Source organism: Agarivorans aestuarii (genome assembly GCF_019670125.1).
GTDB classification, from domain to species: domain Bacteria; phylum Pseudomonadota; class Gammaproteobacteria; order Enterobacterales; family Celerinatantimonadaceae; genus Agarivorans; species Agarivorans aestuarii.
On sequence record NZ_AP023033.1, the window covers coordinates 3,041,021 to 3,062,886 of the forward strand.

General features: G+C 46.0%; 20 protein-coding genes and 7 tRNA genes. 25 read left to right on the forward strand and 2 right to left on the reverse strand.

The annotated features are described in order from the left end of the window. Positions 1-45 precede the first annotated feature (45 nt). The 10 genes from K5609_RS14110 to K5609_RS14155 all read left to right on the forward strand — a co-directional run bounded on the left by K5609_RS14110 (position 46) and on the right by K5609_RS14155 (position 3,732). A complete protein-coding gene (locus tag K5609_RS14110; protein WP_221074211.1) occupies positions 46-681 on the forward strand; it encodes a 50S ribosomal protein L25/general stress protein Ctc in 636 nt (211 codons plus the stop codon). Next, positions 681-1,271 carry an aminoacyl-tRNA hydrolase gene (gene pth / locus K5609_RS14115; RefSeq protein ID WP_221074212.1) on the forward strand — a complete coding sequence of 197 codons (591 nt, stop codon included), beginning with the start codon at positions 681-683 and terminating at the stop codon, positions 1,269-1,271. Before K5609_RS14110 ends, pth begins: the two co-directional genes overlap by 1 nt. Positions 1,272-1,296: 25 nt before the next feature. Beyond that, on the forward strand, positions 1,297-2,388 hold the full coding sequence (gene ychF, locus K5609_RS14120; RefSeq protein ID WP_221074213.1) for a redox-regulated ATPase YchF: 1,092 nt from the start codon (positions 1,297-1,299) through the stop codon (positions 2,386-2,388). Between the two features lie 397 nt (positions 2,389-2,785). Then, positions 2,786-2,862 (forward strand) — tRNA-Met (locus tag K5609_RS14125). 35 nt (positions 2,863-2,897) lie between these two features. Then, positions 2,898-2,982: transfer RNA gene (locus K5609_RS14130), tRNA-Leu, on the forward strand. Positions 2,983-3,019: 37 nt separating this feature from the next. Further along, a tRNA-Gln gene (locus tag K5609_RS14135) sits at positions 3,020-3,094 on the forward strand. Positions 3,095-3,218: 124 nt separating this feature from the next. Then, positions 3,219-3,293, forward strand: a tRNA-Gln gene (locus tag K5609_RS14140). A 143-nt stretch (positions 3,294-3,436) separates the two neighbouring features. Then, positions 3,437-3,513 (forward strand) — tRNA-Met (locus tag K5609_RS14145). Between the two features lie 21 nt (positions 3,514-3,534). Continuing rightward, a tRNA-Leu gene (locus K5609_RS14150) sits at positions 3,535-3,619 on the forward strand. Positions 3,620-3,657: 38 nt separating this feature from the next. After that, positions 3,658-3,732 (forward strand) — tRNA-Gln (locus K5609_RS14155). A 111-nt stretch (positions 3,733-3,843) separates the two neighbouring features. Here the strand turns inward: K5609_RS14155 and K5609_RS14160 are convergent. Further along, entirely contained in the window at positions 3,844-5,001 is a 1,158-nt protein-coding gene (locus tag K5609_RS14160) for an FAD-dependent monooxygenase (protein ID WP_221074214.1), read from the reverse strand. A 218-nt stretch (positions 5,002-5,219) separates the two neighbouring features. On the opposite strand from K5609_RS14160, the gene miaB reads away from it, so the two are divergent. The 5 genes from miaB to lnt are packed head-to-tail and all read left to right on the forward strand — an operon-like array spanning position 5,220 to position 10,693. After that, positions 5,220-6,647, forward strand: a complete 1,428-nt coding sequence (gene miaB / locus K5609_RS14165; RefSeq protein WP_221077269.1) for a tRNA (N6-isopentenyl adenosine(37)-C2)-methylthiotransferase MiaB — start codon at positions 5,220-5,222, stop codon at positions 6,645-6,647. Between the two features lie 58 nt (positions 6,648-6,705). Continuing rightward, positions 6,706-7,767, forward strand: coding sequence for a PhoH family protein (locus tag K5609_RS14170; RefSeq protein ID WP_221074215.1), 1,062 nt, complete (start codon positions 6,706-6,708; stop codon positions 7,765-7,767). Positions 7,768-7,769: 2 nt separating this feature from the next. Continuing rightward, positions 7,770-8,216, forward strand: a complete 447-nt coding sequence (gene ybeY / locus K5609_RS14175; protein WP_221074216.1) for an rRNA maturation RNase YbeY — start codon at positions 7,770-7,772, stop codon at positions 8,214-8,216. Between the two features lie 38 nt (positions 8,217-8,254). Continuing rightward, complete coding sequence (corC, locus tag K5609_RS14180) at positions 8,255-9,139, forward strand: CNNM family magnesium/cobalt transport protein CorC (protein WP_163131331.1); 885 nt, start codon at positions 8,255-8,257, stop codon at positions 9,137-9,139. Beyond that, the gene (lnt, locus tag K5609_RS14185) at positions 9,140-10,693 is read left to right on the forward strand and encodes an apolipoprotein N-acyltransferase (protein WP_221074217.1); all 1,554 of its coding nucleotides are present in this window, start codon (positions 9,140-9,142) and stop codon (positions 10,691-10,693) included. A gap of 43 nt (positions 10,694-10,736) precedes the next feature. Here lnt and K5609_RS14190 read toward each other — a convergent pair whose 3' ends face one another. Further along, on the reverse strand, positions 10,737-11,231 hold the full coding sequence (locus K5609_RS14190) for a zinc ribbon-containing protein (RefSeq protein ID WP_221074218.1): 495 nt from the start codon (positions 11,229-11,231) through the stop codon (positions 10,737-10,739). Between the two features lie 173 nt (positions 11,232-11,404). Between K5609_RS14190 and leuS the strand changes: the two genes are divergently transcribed. From leuS to K5609_RS14240, 10 genes are read left to right on the forward strand one after another with little or no spacing between them, the layout of a single operon-like run. Then, the gene (gene leuS, locus K5609_RS14195) at positions 11,405-13,984 is read left to right on the forward strand and encodes a leucine--tRNA ligase (RefSeq protein ID WP_221074219.1); all 2,580 of its coding nucleotides are present in this window, start codon (positions 11,405-11,407) and stop codon (positions 13,982-13,984) included. A 46-nt stretch (positions 13,985-14,030) separates the two neighbouring features. Then, complete coding sequence (locus tag K5609_RS14200; RefSeq protein WP_221074220.1) at positions 14,031-14,525, forward strand: LPS-assembly lipoprotein LptE; 495 nt, start codon at positions 14,031-14,033, stop codon at positions 14,523-14,525. Position 14,526: 1 nt separating this feature from the next. Continuing rightward, positions 14,527-15,537, forward strand: a complete 1,011-nt coding sequence (gene holA, locus K5609_RS14205; RefSeq protein ID WP_221074221.1) for a DNA polymerase III subunit delta — start codon at positions 14,527-14,529, stop codon at positions 15,535-15,537. Next, positions 15,530-16,171 carry a nicotinate-nucleotide adenylyltransferase gene (gene nadD / locus K5609_RS14210; RefSeq protein WP_221074222.1) on the forward strand — a complete coding sequence of 214 codons (642 nt, stop codon included), beginning with the start codon at positions 15,530-15,532 and terminating at the stop codon, positions 16,169-16,171. Before holA ends, nadD begins: the two co-directional genes overlap by 8 nt. Before the next feature lie 57 nt (positions 16,172-16,228). After that, the gene (rsfS, locus tag K5609_RS14215; RefSeq protein ID WP_221074223.1) at positions 16,229-16,573 is read left to right on the forward strand and encodes a ribosome silencing factor; all 345 of its coding nucleotides are present in this window, start codon (positions 16,229-16,231) and stop codon (positions 16,571-16,573) included. Next, the gene (gene rlmH / locus K5609_RS14220) at positions 16,570-17,040 is read left to right on the forward strand and encodes a 23S rRNA (pseudouridine(1915)-N(3))-methyltransferase RlmH (protein ID WP_163131315.1); all 471 of its coding nucleotides are present in this window, start codon (positions 16,570-16,572) and stop codon (positions 17,038-17,040) included. Before rsfS ends, rlmH begins: the two co-directional genes overlap by 4 nt. Positions 17,041-17,050: 10 nt before the next feature. Then, positions 17,051-18,913 carry a penicillin-binding protein 2 gene (mrdA, locus tag K5609_RS14225; protein ID WP_221074224.1) on the forward strand — a complete coding sequence of 621 codons (1,863 nt, stop codon included), beginning with the start codon at positions 17,051-17,053 and terminating at the stop codon, positions 18,911-18,913. Positions 18,914-18,915: 2 nt separating this feature from the next. Continuing rightward, the gene (gene rodA / locus K5609_RS14230) at positions 18,916-20,028 is read left to right on the forward strand and encodes a rod shape-determining protein RodA (protein WP_221074225.1); all 1,113 of its coding nucleotides are present in this window, start codon (positions 18,916-18,918) and stop codon (positions 20,026-20,028) included. Between the two features lie 8 nt (positions 20,029-20,036). After that, positions 20,037-21,014: a lytic murein transglycosylase B gene (mltB, locus tag K5609_RS14235; RefSeq protein ID WP_221074226.1), complete on the forward strand. Its 978-nt coding sequence runs from the start codon at positions 20,037-20,039 to the stop codon at positions 21,012-21,014. Continuing rightward, positions 21,004-21,813 carry a septal ring lytic transglycosylase RlpA family protein gene (locus tag K5609_RS14240; RefSeq protein WP_221074227.1) on the forward strand — a complete coding sequence of 270 codons (810 nt, stop codon included), beginning with the start codon at positions 21,004-21,006 and terminating at the stop codon, positions 21,811-21,813. Before mltB ends, K5609_RS14240 begins: the two co-directional genes overlap by 11 nt. Positions 21,814-21,866: the final 53 nt, after the last annotated feature.

Here is a 21,866-nt window from a genome sequence, read left to right on the forward strand (position 1 = left end):
TTGGTCGCGAAACTTTAGCCTCATTTTATTATTTGGAGAAACACAATGTCTAACATTAAACTTGACGCTGAACTGCGTACAGACCTAGGGAAAGGTGCGAGCCGCCGCCTACGTCACGAAGAGAAAGTTCCTGCTATCGTTTACGGTGCTGGTCAACAACCTGTATCAATCACTCTTGAGCAACGTCACGTGATGAAAGCTCAAGAAGCTGAAGCGTTTTACTCAAGCATCATTACTTTGAATGTTGCTGGTGAAGCAGTAGACGTATTAGTAAAAGACATGCAGCGTCATGCATACAAGCCACGTGTTCAACACATCGATTTCCAACGTGTTGATAATACTAAAGCTATCCATAAAGCAGTTCCTCTACACTTCCTAAACGAAGAGTCAGCAGAAGCAGTTAAGAATGGCGGTAAAGTACACCACTTGGCAACTGAGATCGAAGTTAGCTGTCTAGCTAAAGATCTACCTGAGTACATCGAAGTGGACGTAGCTAACCTAGAACTAGGTCACTCACTACACATTTCTGACATCACTTTACCAGCTAACGTTACTTCTGTTGAATTAGCGAAAGGCGAAGACCACGACCAAGCTGTAGTATCTATTACTACTCCTAAAGCCGTGTCTGAAGAAGCTCCTGAATCTGCATCTGATTCTGAAGAAGCAGCTACTGAAGAATAGTGATAAACGATATTCGTTTACTCGTGGGCCTGGGTAATCCTGGCCCCGAATATGCTTCAACTCGCCACAATGCTGGCGCATGGTTAGTCACGCAACTAGCCAACAATCATCACGTCCAACTAAAACCAGATAGCAAACACTTCGGATTAACCGGCCGCATTCAATTGGCTGGGCAAGAACTTCGTTTGTTAATCCCCACAACGTTTATGAATCTTAGCGGCAAGTCCGTAGCTTCATTGGCTAAATTTTATCGCATTGAACTTGAGCAAATAATGGTTGCTCACGACGAACTTGATTTACCCCCTGGCGTAGCACGCTTTAAAAAAGGTGGTGGACATGGCGGCCACAATGGTCTGCGCGATATCATCAGTAAATTTGGCAACAGCAAAGATTTCCATCGTTTACGGATAGGTATTGGACATCCCGGTCACAAAGACCGAGTTTCTGGTTTCGTACTAGGTAAAGCACCTAAAAGCGAACAACTACTGATTGATGATGCAATTGATGAAGCGGTACGCAGTACCGATGTATTGCTTAAAGATGGATTAAGCAAAGCAATGAATCGATTACATAGTTATAAAGCGGGCTAAGCCCCTTACACAAATAGGTATTATTATGGGATTTAAATGTGGCATCGTTGGTTTGCCAAACGTAGGCAAGTCGACCCTTTTTAACGCTCTGACTCAAGCCGGCATCGAAGCTGCTAACTTTCCATTTTGTACTATTGAGCCAAACACCGGCGTAGTACCTGTTCCTGATGAGCGTTTAGACGCCCTAGCCGCCATTGTTAATCCGCAACGCATTCTTCCAACTACTATGGAATTTGTGGATATCGCAGGTCTAGTTGCCGGCGCATCTAAAGGTGAAGGTTTAGGTAACAAATTCTTAGCTAACATTCGCGAAACCGATGCGATTGGCCATGTGGTTCGCTGTTTCGAAAACGACAACATTGTGCATGTATCAGGCAAAGTTGACCCGGCCGACGACATTGACACTATTAATACCGAGCTGGCTTTATCTGATTTAGATACTTGTGAAAAAGCCCAGATCCGCGTTGCTAAAAAAGCCAAAGGCGGCGATAAAGACGCTAAATTTGAAGCCGAAATACTAGTTAAAGTTCAAGCTCACCTAGAAGCTGACCTTATGCTGCGCAGCTTAGAGCTAAGCAAAGAAGAAAAAGCAGCAATTGCTTACATGAACTTCTTAACCGCTAAGCCAACCATGTACATTGCAAACGTTAATGACGACGGTTTTGAAAACAATCCTTACCTAGACAAAGTAAAAGAGATTGCCGAGAGCGAAAATGCAGTAGTAGTGGCGGTGTGTGCTGAAATTGAAGGCGAAATTGCCGAGCTAGACGCTGAAGAAAAAGCCGAGTTTATGGAAGAAATGGGCCTAGAAGAGCCTGGTTTAAACCGGGTAATTCGTGCTGGCTACGAGCTTCTCGACCTACAAACTTACTTTACTGCCGGCGTAAAAGAAGTACGCGCTTGGACAGTACCCGTGGGTGCTACAGGCCCACAGGCTGCGGGTAAAATCCATACCGACTTTGAAAAGGGCTATATTCGCGCCGAAGTGGTTGGTTATGATGATTACATCGAACACCAAGGTGAATCTGGTGCAAAGGTCGCAGGTAAATGGCGCCAAGAAGGTAAAACCTACGTCGTAAATGATGGTGATGTAATTCACTTCTTATTCAACGTATAAGCTAATACCCGAGACCCAAAAGCCAACCTAGTGTTGGCTTTTTTGTATTTGTTACTTAGTTAAAACTGCCTGTTTGCTTATTGCAGGGTCTCCAGCGTAACTAGTTTTAGCCTTAAAATAAGCTAGCTTCAATCCTTCAAGCAAGCGTTCTGCTAACCAAACCATTCAGTTTTTAGCCAAGAGCTAAAGCAAGGTCGAAAAAACCTTCGGAGCCCAAGTGTGCAAGCAACCGTTAATTGCGCACAAAGCAAACAGCAGAAATGGGCAAACTAAGTGCATCGCGTACACAAACTGCGCAAACAAACTTTTTTGCGGTTTTTTGGCAAAAAAACGGTTGACGCTGTTGGGTCTCATCAGCATAATACGCCCCGTTCTCAACGCAAAGCGTAGAAAACAAGGCTATGTAGCTCAGCTGGTTAGAGCACAGCACTCATAATGCTGGGGTCGCAGGTTCAAGTCCCGCCATAGCCACCATTATTGTATACTGCTAAAGTTACAATAAGAAATTTGCGGAAGTGGCGGAATTGGTAGACGCGCTAGATTTAGGTTCTAGTATCGCAAGGTGTGAGAGTTCAAGTCTCTCCTTCCGCACCATTCTTCTTTTAAGAAGAAACCAATAGTAAGACCCTGCAGGGATATCGCCAAGCGGTAAGGCAGCGGCTTTTGATGCCGCCATTCGTTGGTTCAAATCCAGCTATCCCTGCCACATTCAATGGCTTGAGTTTTATAACTTGAGTTAAGCAGCAAGAACGATGATTCTTAGTTGCAGTCTAAACCTAAGGGTTAAGACAGTCGAAACTTCAGCGATGTTTGTTTCGAAAAGTTTCTGCAGGGATATCGCCAAGCGGTAAGGCAGCGGCTTTTGATGCCGCCATTCGTTGGTTCAAATCCAGCTATCCCTGCCACTTTTATTGTGCTCAGGTTTACCTGAGAATGCAGTAAATGAATAGGGCAATTTGCCCAGGTAAGACAGTAAGGTCTATGTTGTTGACTAGAATTTGCTTGCCCTGCCGATAAATTTGTAAATTCACGCTGTGAAATTACAGATGGCTATGTAGCTCAGCTGGTTAGAGCACAGCACTCATAATGCTGGGGTCGCAGGTTCAAGTCCCGCCATAGCCACCATTAGTTTTAGAAGTATTTCGTGCGGAAGTGGCGGAATTGGTAGACGCGCTAGATTTAGGTTCTAGTATCGCAAGGTGTGAGAGTTCAAGTCTCTCCTTCCGCACCATTCTTCTCTAATGAAGAATCCAGTTCAAAGAGTTTTGTAGGGATATCGCCAAGCGGTAAGGCAGCGGCTTTTGATGCCGCCATTCGTTGGTTCAAATCCAGCTATCCCTGCCACCTTTAAAGGCCTGCTTATTAGCAGGCCTTTTTTCTATCTGCTCATCAAACTTTCCTACAAAAAAACCTGCTATACGCAGGTTTCTAATTAAGATCTCTTCGATGCTTTGGCTAGTGTAAATCACCCAAAGCATATTTTAGTGCCCAGTCTTTTACTGGGCCTGATTGTTGTACGCTTTTAATGGCTAGCTTACGCATAGCTTGTAGCGGCGGTAAGCTGTTTGAGAACATTAGATAAAATAAATCCATACCACTTTGCATTACGTGGTTGTCGGGCTTACGGCGCACTTCAAAGCGGCTCAAGGCTTTATCTTTATTGCCAATGCCATAGCGCTCAACTTGTTCTAGTAAGCACTTCACGTCTCGGTAGCCAAGGTTTACTCCCTGCCCTGCAAGCGGATTAATGGTATGTGCTGCATCGCCAATCACCACTGCACTGTGTTTTACGTAATTACCAACATGGCGTCGAGTTAAGGGAAAACTAGCGGAATCGAGTATTTCTATCTCGCCAGGTAAACGGGGAAACTCGCTTTCAATACGCTGTTTTAACTGTGCTTTGCTAAGCTGTTTAAGCTCTTGAATAGTGGCTTTAGCGTCATACCATATTAGCGCTGCATGTTGGTTAGCTAGTGGTAACAACGCCCTTGGTCCAGTGGGGTAAAATTGCTGCCACGTAGCAGTTTGCTGGGGCGCATCTAATTTAACGTTAATCGCAAAACAGTCGTGGCGATAATCCCAAGCGCTAATGCCTAAACCTAATTGCTCACGCATTTTAGAATTAGCCCCATCGGCAACTACCATTAGGCTGGCACTAAGCGAAACATCATCAACCAGTAGCTCTACGCCTTGCTGACTATTGCTAATTAACTGTGACGTTTGAACAATTTTACGGCTTACCCCAGCCCGTTCATTCGCTTGCCATAAGCCCAATTGAATAATGCGGTTTTCTAACATAAAGCCTAACTCAGGCAAGTTGAGTTGAGCACTATCAAAAATTAGTTTGTCTTGAGGATCTTCCCATACCTGCAACTGTTGGTAAGGGCACAGGCGCATTGCACTAATCGCTGACCAAGCGTCTAACTGCTTAAGCAAGTTTACGCTGGCGTGGCTAATTGCGCTTACGCGCAAGTCTATCGGCTGATTAGTGTCAAAAGCTTTGGGCTCAAAAGACTCCAACATCAATACTGATAAGCCCTGTAAGGCAAAACCTTGCGCACTAGCCGCGCCAATCATGCCGCCGCCAACAACCACAACATCAAATTTTTCCATGCTCTTTCAATTTGTTCTCACTATTTTGTGCAGTGTAACCTGAAGCCATAAATGGATGCGAATAATGGCGCAAGAAACTGAGCACCAACGCGCCTGCAAACAAGCACGAACACTTTTTAGCCTTTTTTCTGGCAAACACTGTGATTGTTACTAGTCAGGCTAGCTTTAAACCAGTAAAATACGCGTCCTTTTTTAACGATGTAATAATGAGTAAAACGATGGGAAATAAGCTGCATATCAAAACTTGGGGCTGCCAAATGAACGAGTACGATTCCTCGAAAATGGCCGACCTACTCGATGCGACCCATGGTTTTCAGCTAACTGAAGAAGCTGACGATGCCGACGTACTGCTACTAAATACCTGTTCAATTCGCGAAAAAGCGCAAGAGAAGGTATTTCACCAGTTAGGTCGCTGGAAAACACTCAAAAACAAAAAGCCTAATTTAGTGATTGGAGTAGGCGGCTGCGTTGCCTCACAAGAAGGTAAAGCGATTCGCGAACGCGCGCCTTACGTAGATATTGTATTTGGCCCGCAAACTCTGCACCGATTACCAGAAATGATTAAGCAAGTGAAAGGCGGCGAGAAATCGGTAGTAGACGTAAGCTTTCCAGAAATCGAAAAATTTGACCGCTTGCCAGAACCGCGTGCCGAAGGTGCTACCGCTTTTGTATCCATCATGGAAGGCTGTAGTAAATACTGTACCTTCTGTGTTGTGCCTTATACCCGTGGTGAAGAAGTTAGCCGCCCACTAGACGACGTATTATACGAAATTGCCTCACTGGCCGACCAAGGCGTACGTGAAGTAAACCTACTTGGGCAAAACGTAAATGCCTACCGTGGCCTAACTCACGACGACAGCATTTGTAGCTTTGCCGAATTACTGCGTTACGTTGCCAGTATTAACGGCATCGACCGGATTCGCTTTACCACTAGCCACCCTATCGAATTTACCGACGATATCGTTGATGTATATGCCGATACTCCTGAGCTAGTGAGCTTCTTGCACTTACCTGTACAAAGTGGTGCCGACCGCATTCTTAACTTAATGAAGCGTGGTCACACAGCAATCGAATACAAATCTATTATTCGCAAATTACGTAAGGCTCGTCCAGACATAGAAATCAGCTCTGACTTTATTGTTGGCTACCCAGGTGAAACTCAAGACGACTTCGCCGATACCATGAAGCTTATTGAACAAGTTAACTTTGATATGAGCTTTAGCTTTATATACAGCGCTCGTCCAGGTACCCCTGCAGCAGATTTACCAGACGATGTTAGCGAAGAAGAGAAGAAACAACGTTTATACATTCTGCAAGAGCGGATCAACCAGCAAGCGATGCAAGTAAGCCGTCGCATGCTAGATACCGAGCAGCGTATTTTGGTTGAAGGCCCATCGAAGAAAAACCCAATGGAACTGCGTGGCCGCACCGAAAATAACCGCGTAGTGAACTTTGAAGGCAGCCATGACGTAATAGGTCAATTCGTTGATGTGAAGATTGTTGATGTGTTTGCTCACTCGCTACGTGGTGAGTTACTACGAACCGAACAACAAATGCAGTTGCGTAATGACGTTGCCCCTGCCACTATTATCGACAAAACCGATGGGCAAGCTGACCACCTAGGTGTGGCAAGCTTTACGCCTTAGTCGCCGAGATAGCCTTTAAGGAGTTGAGGCTGGCTTCTCTAGCCAGCCCGAAAACAATTTGAGTAATAAAATCAATTCTATTGAAATTCATTTAGAGCCTGCCTCTAGCCCACGCCTTGCCCATCTTTGTGGCCCATTTGATGATAACTTAAAGCAACTTGAACGCCGTTTAGGTGTAGAAATTAGTTATCGCAGTAACAACTTCCAAATCACTGGCCGCCATGGCATGTGTTTAATTGCTGGCAGTATTTTGCGCTCGCTGTATGTTGAAACTGCACCGCTTAAAGGTGGCGACATTCCTGAGCTAAGCCCAGAAAAAGTGCATCTGGCGATTCAAGAAAGCCACGCTTTAGAGCAAGACGAAGAAAGTGCTCAGCACTACGGCAAAGAACTAAACATAAAAACCAAACGCGGCGTGATTAAGCCACGTACACCTAACCAAGCCAACTACATTGGCAACATGCTTGGTCACGACGTGACCTTTGGTATTGGCCCGGCAGGTACTGGTAAAACCTACCTAGCAGTTGCTTGTGCAGTAGACGCCTTAGAGCGTCAGGAAGTTCGCCGTATCTTGCTTACTCGCCCAGCGGTAGAAGCCGGCGAAAAGCTGGGCTTTTTACCTGGCGATCTAAGCCAAAAGGTAGACCCTTACCTACGCCCTCTTTACGACGCCCTGTTTGAGATGCTCGGTTTTGAAAAAGTGGAACGCTTAATAGAGCGCAACGTAATTGAAGTTGCGCCACTGGCTTACATGCGTGGACGTACCTTAAATGACGCCTATATCATCTTGGATGAAAGCCAAAACACCACGGTTGAGCAAATGAAAATGTTCTTAACCCGCATTGGCTTTAACTCGCGCGCCGTCATCACCGGTGACATTACCCAAGTAGACTTACCGCGCCATCAAAAATCAGGCTTACGCCATGCCATTGAAGTATTGGGCGAAGTACCAGCACTAAGCTTTAACTTCTTCCAAGCGGCCGATGTTGTGCGCCACCCCATTGTGGCAGCAATTGTAGAAGCTTACGAAGAGCAAGATGAACGTGACCGCATTGCCGAAGAAAAACAAAAGCAACGCCGAGAAGCCGCGCAAAAACTTAGCCAAAATGGCGGAGAATAAGCATGGCGGTTGTTGATTTACAAATTGCCACTGGCGACCAAGAAAACTTACCCAGTATCACCGCTTTTGAGTCTTGGTTGCATGCAACGTTAGTAGAACAAGATCATGATAGCGAAATTACCGTTCGCATTGTTGACGAAGCCGAGAGCCAAGCGTTAAATTCGCAGTATCGTAATAAAGATAAACCAACCAACGTGTTATCTTTCCCGTTTGAAGCGCCTCCAGGGGTTTTATTACCGCTATTAGGCGACTTAGTCATCTGCCGCCAAGTGGTGGAACGAGAGGCTGAAGAGCAGGGAAAAGCGGTGTTTGATCACTGGGCTCACATGGTTGTACATGGAAGCCTTCATCTGCTAGGTTATGATCATATTGAGGATCAAGAAGCAGAAGAAATGGAAGCACTAGAAATTGCAGTGCTTACCAAATTGGGCATTAGTAACCCTTACTAATGCCAGTTAAATAACTAACTAGGTAAACAATAAAATATATGAGCGACGACAACCCTCACTCTAGCAACGGCTCTGCTAAAAAAGGCTGGATAGATAAGATAGTTCAGCTGGTACAAGGAGAGCCGAAAAGCAAAGAGGAATTGGTAGAAGTAATTCAAGATGCCAATCAACGAGAACTGATCGACCAAAACACCCGAGAAATGATTGAAGGTGTACTTGATGTATCAAGCCAACGTGTTAGAGACATCATGATCCCACGCTCGCAAATGGTGACTTTAGACGTAAGCCACACCATTGCTGAAATCTTGCCTACCCTTACCAAAGCACGCCACTCACGTTTTCCGGTGATTAATGAAGACAAAGACCACATCGAAGGCGTCCTTCTCGCTAAAGATTTGCTCAAATTTGCCTTCACTGAAGAAGCATCAACTACCCCGCTTAGCGAAGTAATTCGCCCAGCAGTGGTAGTGCCAGAGAGTAAACGCATCGACAAACTTCTTAAAGAGTTTCGAAGCGAGCGTTACCACATGGCCATCGTAGTGGATGAGTTTGGCGGCGTTTCTGGCCTAGTGACCATTGAAGACATACTAGAAATTATTGTTGGTGATATCGAAGATGAATTTGCCAACGAAGAAGCCTTACAAGACGATATTCGCCGCATAAATGATAAAACCTTTGCGGTTAATGCATTAACCGACATCGAAGATTTCAACCAATACTTTGGCTGCGATTTTAGTGACGACGAGGTTGATACCATTGGCGGTATGGTTACCCATGCCTTTGGCCACCTGCCTGGCCGAGGGGAGTCGATTGACATTGAAGGTTATAGATTCAAGGTTAGAACGGCTGACCGCCGCCGCTTAGTTCAACTGCAAGTAAGCATACCTGAAGACAAAGCCTTACAGTTAAGCATTCAAGAATAAATGAAGCTAAATTTAACGCCGCGGCTACCTTTGTTAGCCGCTTTTGTTTGTGGCCTAGTTGCCCCTTTCGCCTTTGCTCCCTATGGCCTCTGGCCGCTGATGCCTCTTTCATTATTGGGATTACTACTATTATTAAAGCCAGAACAATCGGGCTTTAAACTGGGTTTTTGTTATGGCCTAGGTTGGTTTGGCTATGGCATTCACTGGGTACATGTAAGCATGGCCGAATTTGGCGGTATGCCATTAGTGGTTAGCTTAGCGCTAATGGCGCTGCTGGTTGCTTACCTCTCACTTTACCCCGCGTTTTCTTGTTGGCTAGCCAATAAATGGCAGGGCCGACGCGGTGCACTGTATTTTCTAATGTGGTTTCCCAGTTGTTGGCTATTAGGTGAATGGCTCCGTAGTTGGGTATTAACCGGATTTCCTTGGTTGCAGCCGGGTTATAGCCAAATAGACTCGCCGCTAGCAGCTATTGCACCAGTATTTGGCCTCTATGGTGTTACTTGGCTAGTACTGCTATTAGCCGCAGCCGGAGCACTTATAGTGCGCCAAAGCGGCAAAGTGCGCTGGCTTGCCTGCGCAATCATCGCCTTACCGCTGATTATTGGTAGCATTTTTACCGGCACCAGCTGGACTGACGCACAGCCCTCGTTAAAAGTAGCGCTGGTACAAGGCAATGTACCTCTAGACATAAAGTGGTTGCCTCAACATCGCGCAGCAAGCTTGGTGATGTATCAACAAGAAACCGCCGCAATTGAAGATGCCGATGTAATAGTATGGCCGGAGTCCGCTATCGCAGCCTTAGAATATGAAGTCATTGATTTCTTGCATGACTTAGACGGCCAATTGCTTAATAAACAACAAGCCTTAATTACTGGTGTTATTGCTCACGATTTACAAAACAACCAGTATTACAACGCACTAATAACACTTGGCCAGCAAACGGAAGAAGCGGGGGCTAGCTCTGCGTATTACTACGAAAACCCTAATCGCTACTATAAAAATCACTTATTACCGATAGGTGAATTTGTGCCTTTTGAGCAATTGCTGCGCCCCTTAGCGCCGTTTTTCAATTTGCCAATGTCTTCGTTTAATCGCGGGGATACTACGCAGCAGAACTTGGAAGTAAAAGGACATCAATGGCTAGCGGCAATTTGCTATGAAATCGCCTTTGGTGAATTACTAAGACCGCAATTTACGCCAGAGACCGACGCGATTATAACGGTCAGCAACGATGCTTGGTTTGGCACCTCTATTGGCCCCCAACAGCATTTAGAAATAGCGCAGATGCGCGCCTTAGAATTTGGCCGTCCGGTGCTGCGCTCCACCAATACTGGAGTAACCGCAATAATCGACCGCTTTGGCAATATTCAGCAACGTGCACCAGAGTATCAACAGCTCACCCTAAGCGGAGAGGTTATCCCAGCAACGGGTGTAACGCCTTATCAGCGCTTTGGCCTATGGCCTGTCGCATTAATCGTGTTACTAGGTTTAGCCTCTGGCTTGGTACAACGGATCCGCCAGCGAAAGCTGCAACCTACTGCCAACTATTAAACTAAGCATCAAAGCGCTGTTGTTATAAGCGCTTTGAGTTATCTCAAGCCTGCTGCTCACTAATAGGATGACGATAAAATCGCTTACCTTGGCAGTGCTCACAGCTACTAATAATGGTTGGGTGCCACAAGGCGGTTTTATCACCACACTCGGTGCATTCAATCACCCCTAAACCAATTAACTCACCGCTTTGGTATACACCTTGGTGTTGCAAGTCACCAATTAGCTCATGCCATTCCACTTGGCTTTGGTCACTCAATTTAGCTAGCCAATACCAAATGCTCTCTTTGAGCAAGGCCATTCCGGGGCTTTCGTCATAAGCACGCTGGTAATCGCTGCGCCAATCACTTAAATCACGACGTACATAATTGGCAATTAGTTGCCATTCATCTTGGCTTAAGTCGCTAGCGGCTTGTAAATACTCTTGCGTGGTATCAATAAGCTTAGACAGCTCCTCTTGACCCACTTCTCCACTTTCTTGAATACGCTTTTCAAGATCTTCCACAAAGGCTTGATAGGCTTTTACTCGCTTTGGCATAACTCACCCACAGTCTAAAGTGCATTTACATTATTAAGCATAGACCTTTTGTTTCACTGCAAATGTGCGCTAGCTATTGTTGTCGGCAGGCGGACTCGGTATCCTATGCGGATCGAGTATGGTAGCAATAGGCTGCCTAATCCAAATTTGGTTCATTCTGGAAGATTCCATCAATGCAAGAGCAATACAATCCGCGTGATATTGAAACCAAAGTGCAACAGCACTGGGAGCAAGCGCAAACCTTTAAAGTTGTTGAGCAGCCTGGTAAAGAGAAGTTTTACTGCCTGTCTATGTTCCCTTACCCAAGTGGCCGTCTACACATGGGTCACGTGCGCAACTACACCATTGGTGACGTAGTCTCTCGCTACCAGCGCATGCAAGGTAAAAATGTTATGCAACCAATGGGTTGGGATGCATTTGGTCTTCCAGCAGAAAACGCAGCCATTAACAACAATACCGCGCCAGCTAAATGGACCTACGAAAACATTGAATACATGAAAACTCAGCTAAAACAGCTGGGTTTTGGCTACGACTGGGATCGTGAACTGGCTACCTGTAAGCCAGATTACTACCGTTGGGAGCAGTGGTTTTTCACTAAGCTTTACGAAAAAGGCTTGGTATACAAAAAAATGGCCACGGTTAACTGGGATCCAGTAGACCAAACCGTACTGGCTAACGAGCAGGTTATTGATGGCCGCGGCTGGCGCTCTGGCGCATTAGTTGAGCAAAAAGAAATCCCGCAGTGGTTTATTAAAATCACCGATTACGCTCAAGAGTTACTTGACGATTTAGACCAGTTAGATGACTGGCCAGAGCAAGTTAAAACCATGCAGCGTAACTGGATTGGCCGTTCTGAAGGCGTAGAAATGCAGTTTGGTTTAGAGAACAGCAACGAGCAGTTCTCTATTTACACCACCCGCCCAGACACCGTAATGGGTGTAACCTACGTTGGCGTAGCTGCGCAACATCCACTTGCTTTAGAAGCCGCTAAAACTAACCCAGAATTAGCCGCCTTCATCGAAGAATGCAAAAACAACAAAGTGGCCGAAGCCGACATGGCGACCATGGAGAAGAAAGGCATGGCTACTGGCCTAAATGCCGTTCATCCTCTAACGGGTAAGCTAGTGCCAATTTGGGTCGCTAACTTTGTATTAATGGGTTACGGCTCTGGTGCAGTAATGGCTGTGCCAGCACACGACCAACGTGATTTCGAATTTGCTCAAGCTTACGGTTTAGAGATTGTAGGTGTCATTAAGCCAAGCGATGCTGAGCTAGACTTATCAGAGCAAGCATTCACCGAGAAAGGCGTATTGTTTAACTCGGGTGAATTTGACGGCTTAGAATTTAAAGCCGCCTTTGATGCCGTTGCAGCCAAACTTGAATCCATTGGCAAAGGTAACAAACAAGTTAACTTCCGCCTACGCGATTGGGGCGTAAGCCGCCAGCGTTACTGGGGTACGCCAATCCCAATGCTAAACCTAGCTAACGGTGATGTTGTGCCAGTGCCAGAAGACCAACTACCGGTTGTTCTTCCAGAAGATGTGGTGATGAATGGCGTAACCTCGCCAATTAAAGCCGATCCAGAGTGGGCAAAAACTGAATTTGAAGGTCAAGAAGCCTTCCACGAAACCGATACTTTCGACACCTTCATGGAATCTAGCTGGTACTACGCGCGTTACTGTAGTGCTAACAACGAAGACATGATGCTAGACCCAGAGCAAGCCAACTACTGGCTGCCCGTTGATCAGTACATTGGTGGTATTGAACACGCAATTTTGCACCTACTTTACGCCCGTTTCTTCCATAAGTTATTGCGCGACTCTGGCTTAGTAGACTCAGACGAACCGTTTAAACGCTTGCTAACGCAAGGCATGGTATTGGCAGACGCCTTCTACTATGAAGATGAGAAAGGCGGCAAGGTTTGGGTTTCTCCGGTAGATGCGATCACTGAGAAAGATGAGAAAGGCCGTATTACCAGTGCAAAAACAGCCGAAGGTAAGCCACTTGTTTATGCTGGCATGAGCAAAATGTCGAAGTCGAAGAATAACGGCATCGACCCACAAGTAATGGTAGACAAATATGGTGCCGATACCGTGCGCTTGTTTATGATGTTTGCCGCACCTGCAGAGCAAACACTTGAATGGCAAGACAGTGCAGTAGAAGGCTCGTTACGTTTCCTACGTCGTGTTTGGAAGCTGGCCTTTGACCACGTTAGCGCTGGTGACGCGCCGGCATTAGATGTTGCTAGCTTAAGCACCGCGCAAAAAGACCTACGCCGCGAAGTACACAAAACCATCGCTAAAGTGAGTGATGATGTTGGCCGCCGTCAAACCTTCAATACCGCTATTGCAGCGATTATGGAGTTGATGAACAAGCTAACCAAAGCTGACCAAAGCGATGCCAACAACCGTGCAGTAACCCGTGAAGCGATTAATGCCGTAGTATTAATGCTGTCGCCCATTACCCCGCATGTTTGTGCTCAGCTATGGCAACAGCTAGGTAACGAAGGCGAGATTGATACTGCTGATTGGCCAGTGGCTGATGAAAAAGCCATGGTAGAAGACAGCAAACTTATTGTTGTTCAAGTAAACGGCAAGCTACGCGCCAAACTCACCGTGGCTGCAGATGCAGACCAAGAAGCGGTTCAAGCGCTGGCAATGGGCGACGAAAACGTGGCTAAGTTTGTTGACGGAAAAACCGTACGCAAAGTAATTTATGTTGCAGGAAAACTGCTAAACATTGTTGCTAACTAAAGTTATACGGCGGGTACCAGCCCGCCGTTTTTAATTACGAGAAAGCATGACTTTAACAACCATTCGTTTCGCCGTTATTGCCCTAGCCATCAGCTTAGTTTCCGCCTGTGGCTTTGCACCCCGTGGCAGCTACATGCTCGATGACAAACTCACTCAAATTTATGTCTCTTCAAGCGATGAATTTAGCCCACTAGTTCGTGAGTTAAAGCGCCAGCTAGCGCAAAACAATGTAGCAGTATTTGAGTTCCCAGAAAGCGGTATCCCTACCCTGCACTTACGAGGCGAAGACATTAGTAAACGTACCTTGTCTTTGTTCGAAAATGGTCAGGTAGCAGAGTACGAATTAAGCTATCAAGTAGGTGGTTACTTACAGGTAGCCGACCAAGGTAACTTCCCGATTAATGTGCAACTGCACCGAGATTTCCAAGATAACCCTTTGGCAGCTTTAGCTAAACAGCGTGAACGTGAATTGCTTTATTCAGAGCTTAGAGTAATGGCCGCAGACCAAATCATGCGTCAATTGGCTACGGTTAGTTGGTAAGATGCGCATCTACGCTGACCGCCTGTCACAGCAAAATGCTGCAAATTACGGCTGTTACTTAGTCGCCGGTGAAGAGCCGCTGATTAAACTAGAGAGTATCGATAGCATTCGCCAACAGTTGAAGCAACAAGGCTTGGCTGAAGAGCGGATAAAGTTCACCTATGATGCAGAATTCCAGTGGCCAGATTTATTTGATGCGATGTCTGAGCTGTCGCTATTTAGCCAGTATCGTTTAATTGAACTGCAACTTGATCGCGTGCCCGATAAAGCCATTCAAAATCAGCTAGATGAGCTACTACCGCTAATTAACCCTGAGACCCGTTTTTTACTCAGCCTGCCAAAATTAACCAAAGCCAATGAAAAGCAAAACTGGTACAAGTTTTTTGACCAGCAAGGCTTGGTGGTAATGATTTATCCACCGGAAGGTGGTCAGCTGCACGCTTGGGTAAGGCAACGCTTAGGCCAACATCAGCTTCCAGCCAGTAACGACCTTATTTCGCTGTTGCTGCATTACTACGAAGGTAATCTGCTGGCTTTAAATCAAGCAATCTCAACCATCTCACTGCGTTGGGGACAGCAACTGCCATCGTTAAAAGAAATTGAAGCGGGCTTATCTCACGCCAATCATTTCTCCAGTTTCCAGTTAGTGGATGCCCTACTGGGTGGAGACTTTCAGCGCAGTTTATTAATCATTAAGCAGCTCCAGTTAGAAGGCGAAGAGCCCACGTTAATTAACTGGGGTTTAGACAAAGAATTTAAACTACTGCAGCTACTACAAGAGCAGCCCACTAGCCATCACTCAAGCTTGTTTAAACAGCATGGCGTATGGAATAAACGCCAAGGCTTGGTGAGTGGCGCGGCCAAACGCTATAGCCCGCAACAAGTAAACGCAGCGCGTATGCAAGTCGCCGAAATAGACAAGGCCATTAAGCAGTTTGCCGGTGACCATGCATGGCACCAATTAGAGCGCTTAGTATTTGAGTTAGCATCCCCCGCGGTAAAACATGCTTAAGTTGTTTTTTGGTGGTTCTTTTGACCCAATACACCTAGGCCATATTGTTAGTGCCCAGCAGCTGCTAGCCGCCACCCATGCAACAGATATCACCTTGTTGCCTAATGCACTATCACCACTAAAAGAAAAGCAATATAGTGCTGCAAGGCATCGCAAACAGCTATTAGAGTTGGCGCTAAGTGATTATCCTCAGCTTAAAATCGATTGGCGAGAAGTAGAGCGTGGTGGCCATTCTTATACCTGCGATACCCTTAAGCAACTCGCTAATGAATACCCAAATCAGCCGCTTGGCTTTGTGATGGGTTTAGATTCGTTCAATCATCTTGATAAGTGGCGTGAATGGCAAACGCTTTGCGACTACGCTCATTTGATCGTGATTTCACGCCCCGGTTACCACTTACAAGTCTCAGACCAGCTAAGCCAATGGCTTGAAACTAAGTTGTGCAATGATGTTCGTGAGCTAAGCGCTCACAACAATGGCAAAATTTATTTCTGTCAGCTGCAAGAGATGGACATTTCTTCTAGCGAGATTCGCCAGCTCTTGCAAAACCAGGCAAACCTAGACTTGCTGAAAAATCAGCTATCTGAAAAGGTGCTCGATTATATTCTTCAACATAAGCTTTACGGTGCTTAACCTAGCCAGACAGAGCGTGATATACTTATCTTTTAAGCCAAATTTGGGGTTCTTTTGTTGCAAAACCAACAACTGATCGATTTTGTAGTAGACAAAATTGAAGATATGAAAGGTCGAGATATTCAAAATCTAGACGTAAGCCAACTCTCTAACGTGACCGATACCATGATTATCTGTAGTGGTAATTCTAAGCGTCATGTTAAATCCATTGCCGACAACGTAGTTAAAGAAGCCAAACTGGTTGAGCTAGAAGTGATTGGCATTGAAGGCATGGAAGAATCAGAGTGGGTATTGGTTGATCTAGGTGATGTGGTCTTGCATGTTATGCAAGACAGCGCTCGTGACTTTTACCAACTTGAGAAATTATGGGCACCAGCACTTTCTGAGTCCAAAGCCGGATGAAAATACAGTTAGTGGCAGTGGGCACAAAAATGCCCGCATGGGTTGAGACGGCCTATCAAGAATATGCCCGTCGTTTTCCCAAAGATATGCCACTAGAGCTGGTTGAGGTAAAAGCCGGTAACCGCGGTAAAAATGCCGATATAAAGCGCATTCTCGATAAAGAAGGTGAAGCCACCTTAGCGGTAATTCCTAAGGGCAACCGAGTAGTCACTTTAGAGGTTACCGGAAAAGCCTGGACCACTCCTCAGCTAGCCAAACAGCTAGATAGCTGGAAAATGGACGGCCGCGATGTAAGCCTATTAATTGGGGGCCCAGAAGGTCTAGCACCTAGCTGCACGAGCATCGCCGAACAACGCTGGTCTCTATCGGCACTTACTTTACCCCACCCAATGGTGAGAGTTATCGTTGCCGAGACTCTCTATCGTGCGTGGAGTGTTACGGCTAACCATCCTTATCACAGAGAATAAACGCTAAAGTATGGCAAGACAGCGCGTCGCAATGCGAGACCACTCGGCTGAATCACGGTTATTTAACCGTCGTTCACTGGTGGCTATTCTAGGTACCTTCGCGCTTATCTGTGTATTGCTGGGTAACCTATATTATCTGCAGTTTGAACAACACGAAACCTACACCACTCGCTCTAACGACAACCGCATTAAAGTATTGCCTATTGCGCCTCCCCGCGGCTTGGTTTACGACCGAAACGGAGTATTACTGGCAGAAAATCGCCCCAACTTTAGCTTAGAGATCATCCCTGAGAATGTAGACGACCTCGACCAAATGATCGCCGAACTCAGTGAATTACTAGAGCTTAGCGAAACCGATGTTGAGCGATTTCAACAAAACCGCAAACACACCCGTCGCTTTAAGCCGGTAGTGCTTAAATCACAGCTCACCGAGCAGCAAGTTGCCATGTTTAGTGTGCAGCAGCACAAATTTCATGGCGCCAGTATTGATGCCAGCCTAATACGCTTCTATCCCTATGGTGACAGCCTTACCCACTTATTGGGCTATGTGGCGCGCATTAACGCAAAAGACTTAGAACGCCTAGAGAAAGAAAACAAACTGGCCGAATACGATGCAACCCGCACTATCGGCAAACAAGGTATCGAGCGCTACTACGAAGAAATTCTCCATGGCAGCGTTGGTTATCAAGAAGTTGAAGTAAATAACCGTGGCCGAATTATTCGAACCATGAAGATTGTTCCGCCTATTCCAGGTAAAGATCTCTACCTCAACGTAGATATTCGCTTGCAACTAGAAGCCCAAAGGTTACTAGCAGGGCGCCGTGGTTCCGCAGTTCTGCTTGATGCCAAAACCAGTGGCGTACTGGCCATGGTTTCTAGCCCAAGCTATGACCCCAACCTGTTTGTAAATGGCATTAGCAGCAAAAACTATAACAAGTTGCTTAACTCTACCGACCGCCCACTAATTAACCGAGCTACCAAAGGTGTTTACCCGCCAGCTTCTACGGTTAAACCGCAGTTAGCGGTTATGGGCTTAGAGCTGGGTAAAATCACCGTCGAGCAACGCATGTGGGATCCAGGTTGGTTCCAAATCCCTAATACCAAACGTCGCTTCCGCGACTGGAAACGCTGGGGTCATGGTTGGGTTGATGTGTATAAAGCCATTGAACAAAGTGTAGATACCTACTTTTACAAACTGGCTTACGAAACCGGCATCGATGAAATGCATACCTACATGAGCAAGTTTGGTTTTGGCAAATACACCGGCATTGATATTCATGAAGAAAGCCGTGCCAATATGCCTAGCCGCGAGTGGAAACGTGCTCGCTACCGCCAACCTTGGTGGCAAGGCGATACTATTTCGGTTGGTATTGGCCAAGGCTATTGGACCACCACACCAATTCAGCTAGCTCAAGCCACCAATATTTTGGTGAACAAAGGTAAAATCATTACCCCGCGTATTCTAAAAAGCGTCGGTGATGCCAACTCTCACATAGGCTTACCGCCGCAAGTTCAAGCGCCTATTGCTTTAAACAGTGATAAGAATTGGCAGGTCGCTTTAGATGGCATGTATGGTGTAATCAATAAGAGTAACGGTACCGCACGCAAAGCTTTTGAAGACACCGCTTATGTCGCTGCAGGTAAATCAGGCACTGCACAAATTGTTAGCATTGCTGAAGATGCTGAATATGATGCTGAAAGCCTTAAAGAGCAACACCGCGATAACGCAATGTTTGTAGCCTACGCACCATTTGAAAAACCCGAGATTGTTGCCTCGGTTGTGGTGGAAAATGCCGGCGGTGGTAGCTCCAATGCAGCGCCGGTTATTCGTAAGTTATTTGATAGTTATTTTGAAACCAAGGACACCTTTTAAGCATGGGCAATTATAGCCAAGAGCAGAAAAACTCTTTGTGGTGGCGGCTACATCTAGATTGGCCCTTATTGCTTGGCTTAGTCTTATTAATTGGTTTGGGTATGTTTGTATTATACAGCGCTAGCGGCGAAAGCATGGCCATGTTAAATCGCCAACTGGTGCGCATTGCCTTGGCCACGGTGGTGATGTTTGTACTAGCGCAAGTTCCCCCCGACGTTTATTTACGCTGGGCACCCTTCTTCTTTTTCACGGGTTTGTTGATGCTATTGGCCGTGCTGATAGTGGGCGATGTGGGTAAAGGAGCCCAGCGCTGGCTAGATCTTGGTTTTATTCGTTTCCAACCATCTGAAATTATGAAGCTGGCCGTGCCGCTAATGGTGGCGCGTTATATTAGCCAGCATCCTCTTCCGCCTAGCTTCAAACATCTATTAATTGGTGCAACCATTGCTATCGCACCAACCCTGCTTATCGCAAAGCAGCCCGACTTAGGTACATCTTTGTTGGTGGCTGCTTCTGGGATTTTCGCATTGTTTCTTGCGGGAATGAGCTGGCGTTTAGTTGCAGCAGCAGGTGCCGCCATTGCCGCCTTTATTCCTTTGTTATGGTTCTTCTTGATGCGCGACTATCAGCGTCAGCGGGTACTCACTTTACTTAATCCAGAAAGTGACCCACTCGGCGCAGGGTACCACATTATTCAGTCTAAAATTGCCATTGGCTCGGGTGGTTTTTCAGGTAAAGGCTGGCTGCAGGGAACTCAATCTCAATTAGACTTTTTACCAGAGCGGCATACCGACTTTATTTTTGCAGTATTTGCCGAAGAGTTTGGCTTCTTAGGGGTAGTGCTACTGATGTGTTTATATTTCTACATCATTGGTCGCGGCTTGTTTATTGCCACTCAAGCACAAACAGCCTTTGGCCGCTTGCTAGCTGGTTGCATCATTTTAACCTTCTTCGTTTATATCTTTGTAAACATTGGCATGGTGAGCGGTTTATTGCCCGTAGTAGGTGTTCCACTTCCTTTAGTCAGCTATGGCGGCACATCGATAGTGACACTGATGGCAGGTTTTGGCATTCTGATGTCTGTTCATACTCACAAACGGCTTTATGCCCAATAAGGATTGCTATGCGCTTATGTTGTTGCTTATTACTCGCTCTGTCTCAAATGTGGTCGTTTTCAGCCTTGGCCAACACCGAACAACAGCAACGTATTGAAGCATTAAGCCAAGAACTTGATATTCCACTTAAAAGCTTAGAACAAGCCGCCGAGCAGGCCACTTATCAACAAGCGGTAATCGATGCAATAACTCGCCCATGGGAGGCCAAACCCTGGTACCTATACCGTGATTTATTCCTAACTGAAGAACGTTTGGAAGCAGGTTTAGCCTTTTGGCAAGAGCACCAGCAAACCATCCAGCGCGCCGAGCAAGAGTTTAAGGTGCCAGCGCAAATTATCGTTGCCATTATTGGCGTAGAAACCTATTACGGTCGCCACAAAGGTACCTACCCAGTCATTGATGCCCTCTACACCTTAGGCTTCCACTACCCTAAACGCGGCCGGTTTTTTAGTAAAGAATTTGCCTACTACATTCGCTTGGCCGAGCAACAAGGTTGGCAGCTTGATGAAGTAAAAGGCTCCTATGCGGGCGCTATGGGCTTTGGTCAGTTTATCCCTTCTAGCTATATTCATTACGGCGTAGATTTTGATAACGATGGCAAAGTAGACATGCTAAACAATCCCGTTGATGCCATAGGCAGCGTAGCTAACTACTTTGCTAAACACCGCTGGCAATTAGGCCAACCCGTAGTGCATGCCGCTGAGTCAAACACTACACAGGCCAAACCATGGTTAAGCAAAAAGTTAGAAATTAACAATACTTGGCAAGAGCTGTCTCAAGCGGGAATAAAAACCGAAGCGACCTTAACAAATAACACCCCCGTCAAACTACTAGAGCTGGAAGAAGCTGAAGGCCACAGTTATTGGTTAGCGGAACATAACTTCTATGTAATTACTCGCTATAACCGCAGCCCGCTTTATGCCATGGCGGTGTATCAATTTAGTGAGCAACTACGAAAGGCTCAGGCGCAAGCTAATGCCAATTAAGTTTAAACGCCTTGTCACCGTTTACTTAAGCAGTGTTGCCTTAGCAGCACTGCTAAGTGCTTGTAGCTCATCACCTAGCGAGCAACGTTATGGTATGAGCAATGATAAGGCACCTGATGCAGCTCCTGAGCTAGACCATATCGAAAACCCCATCCCACGTTTTGAGCCATACAGCCGCCAAGGTAACCGCGATTACACAGTAAGAGGCAAAAGCTATCAAGTTTGGCGCGACATAGAACAACACGAAGTTGAAGGAGAAGCGTCCTGGTACGGTAAAAAGTTTCATGGCCACCTCACTTCCAACGGTGAGATTTACGACATGTATAGCATGTCGGCTGCCCACAAAAACTTGCCACTGCCCAGCTATGTAGAAGTCACCAACTTAAGCAATAACAAAACCGTTATTGTAAGAGTTAACGACCGTGGCCCCTTCCACCAAAAACGCATCATCGATTTATCTTACGCAGCAGCTTACAAGCTCGATATGCTTAAATCCGGCACCGCAAAGGTAAAGATTAAGCTATTGCGTTTTGATAACGATAATAACGCCACAGAGCCGCAACCGGGTGCTCAGCAATACTATGTTCAACTGCTCGCCAGTAAAAACCAGCAAGTATTAGAACAACACCAGCAGCAGTTAAAAGCTGAAGGTTTAAGCACTCAATTAGTTACTGAAAATGGCTGGCAGAAATTGCGATTAGGCCCCTATTACGATGTATTAAGCGCCGAGAAGTACTTGGCAAATATGCGTAAAGGCCCCTATAAAGACGCTTACATCATTAATCTGAAAGCAAACTAGCGGATTTAGCGCAGGATACTAACAAACTGCCGAAAACTTTTGTTATAGTGTTT

What these genes read in the sequence shown, in the direction of transcription:
- holA (WP_221074221.1), top strand. Translation starts at nt 14,527, where the DNA reads ATGCGCATCTACGCTGACCGCCTGTCACAGCAAAATGCTGCAAATTAC.
- K5609_RS14200 (WP_221074220.1), top strand. Translation starts at nt 14,031, where the DNA reads ATGACTTTAACAACCATTCGTTTCGCCGTTATTGCCCTAGCCATCAGC.
- ychF (WP_221074213.1), top strand. Translation starts at nt 1,297, where the DNA reads ATGGGATTTAAATGTGGCATCGTTGGTTTGCCAAACGTAGGCAAGTCG.
- mrdA (WP_221074224.1), top strand. Translation starts at nt 17,051, where the DNA reads ATGGCAAGACAGCGCGTCGCAATGCGAGACCACTCGGCTGAATCACGG.
- leuS (WP_221074219.1), top strand. Translation starts at nt 11,405, where the DNA reads ATGCAAGAGCAATACAATCCGCGTGATATTGAAACCAAAGTGCAACAG.
- mltB (WP_221074226.1), top strand. Translation starts at nt 20,037, where the DNA reads ATGCGCTTATGTTGTTGCTTATTACTCGCTCTGTCTCAAATGTGGTCG.
- K5609_RS14240 (WP_221074227.1), top strand. Translation starts at nt 21,004, where the DNA reads ATGCCAATTAAGTTTAAACGCCTTGTCACCGTTTACTTAAGCAGTGTT.
- ybeY (WP_221074216.1), top strand. Translation starts at nt 7,770, where the DNA reads ATGGCGGTTGTTGATTTACAAATTGCCACTGGCGACCAAGAAAACTTA.
- nadD (WP_221074222.1), top strand. Translation starts at nt 15,530, where the DNA reads ATGCTTAAGTTGTTTTTTGGTGGTTCTTTTGACCCAATACACCTAGGC.
- miaB (WP_221077269.1), top strand. Translation starts at nt 5,220, where the DNA reads ATGGGAAATAAGCTGCATATCAAAACTTGGGGCTGCCAAATGAACGAG.
- rodA (WP_221074225.1), top strand. Translation starts at nt 18,916, where the DNA reads ATGGGCAATTATAGCCAAGAGCAGAAAAACTCTTTGTGGTGGCGGCTA.
- corC (WP_163131331.1), top strand. Translation starts at nt 8,255, where the DNA reads ATGAGCGACGACAACCCTCACTCTAGCAACGGCTCTGCTAAAAAAGGC.
- lnt (WP_221074217.1), top strand. Translation starts at nt 9,140, where the DNA reads ATGAAGCTAAATTTAACGCCGCGGCTACCTTTGTTAGCCGCTTTTGTT.
- K5609_RS14190 (WP_221074218.1), bottom strand. Translation starts at nt 11,231, where the DNA reads ATGCCAAAGCGAGTAAAAGCCTATCAAGCCTTTGTGGAAGATCTTGAA.
- rlmH (WP_163131315.1), top strand. Translation starts at nt 16,570, where the DNA reads ATGAAAATACAGTTAGTGGCAGTGGGCACAAAAATGCCCGCATGGGTT.
- K5609_RS14110 (WP_221074211.1), top strand. Translation starts at nt 46, where the DNA reads ATGTCTAACATTAAACTTGACGCTGAACTGCGTACAGACCTAGGGAAA.
- K5609_RS14160 (WP_221074214.1), bottom strand. Translation starts at nt 5,001, where the DNA reads ATGGAAAAATTTGATGTTGTGGTTGTTGGCGGCGGCATGATTGGCGCG.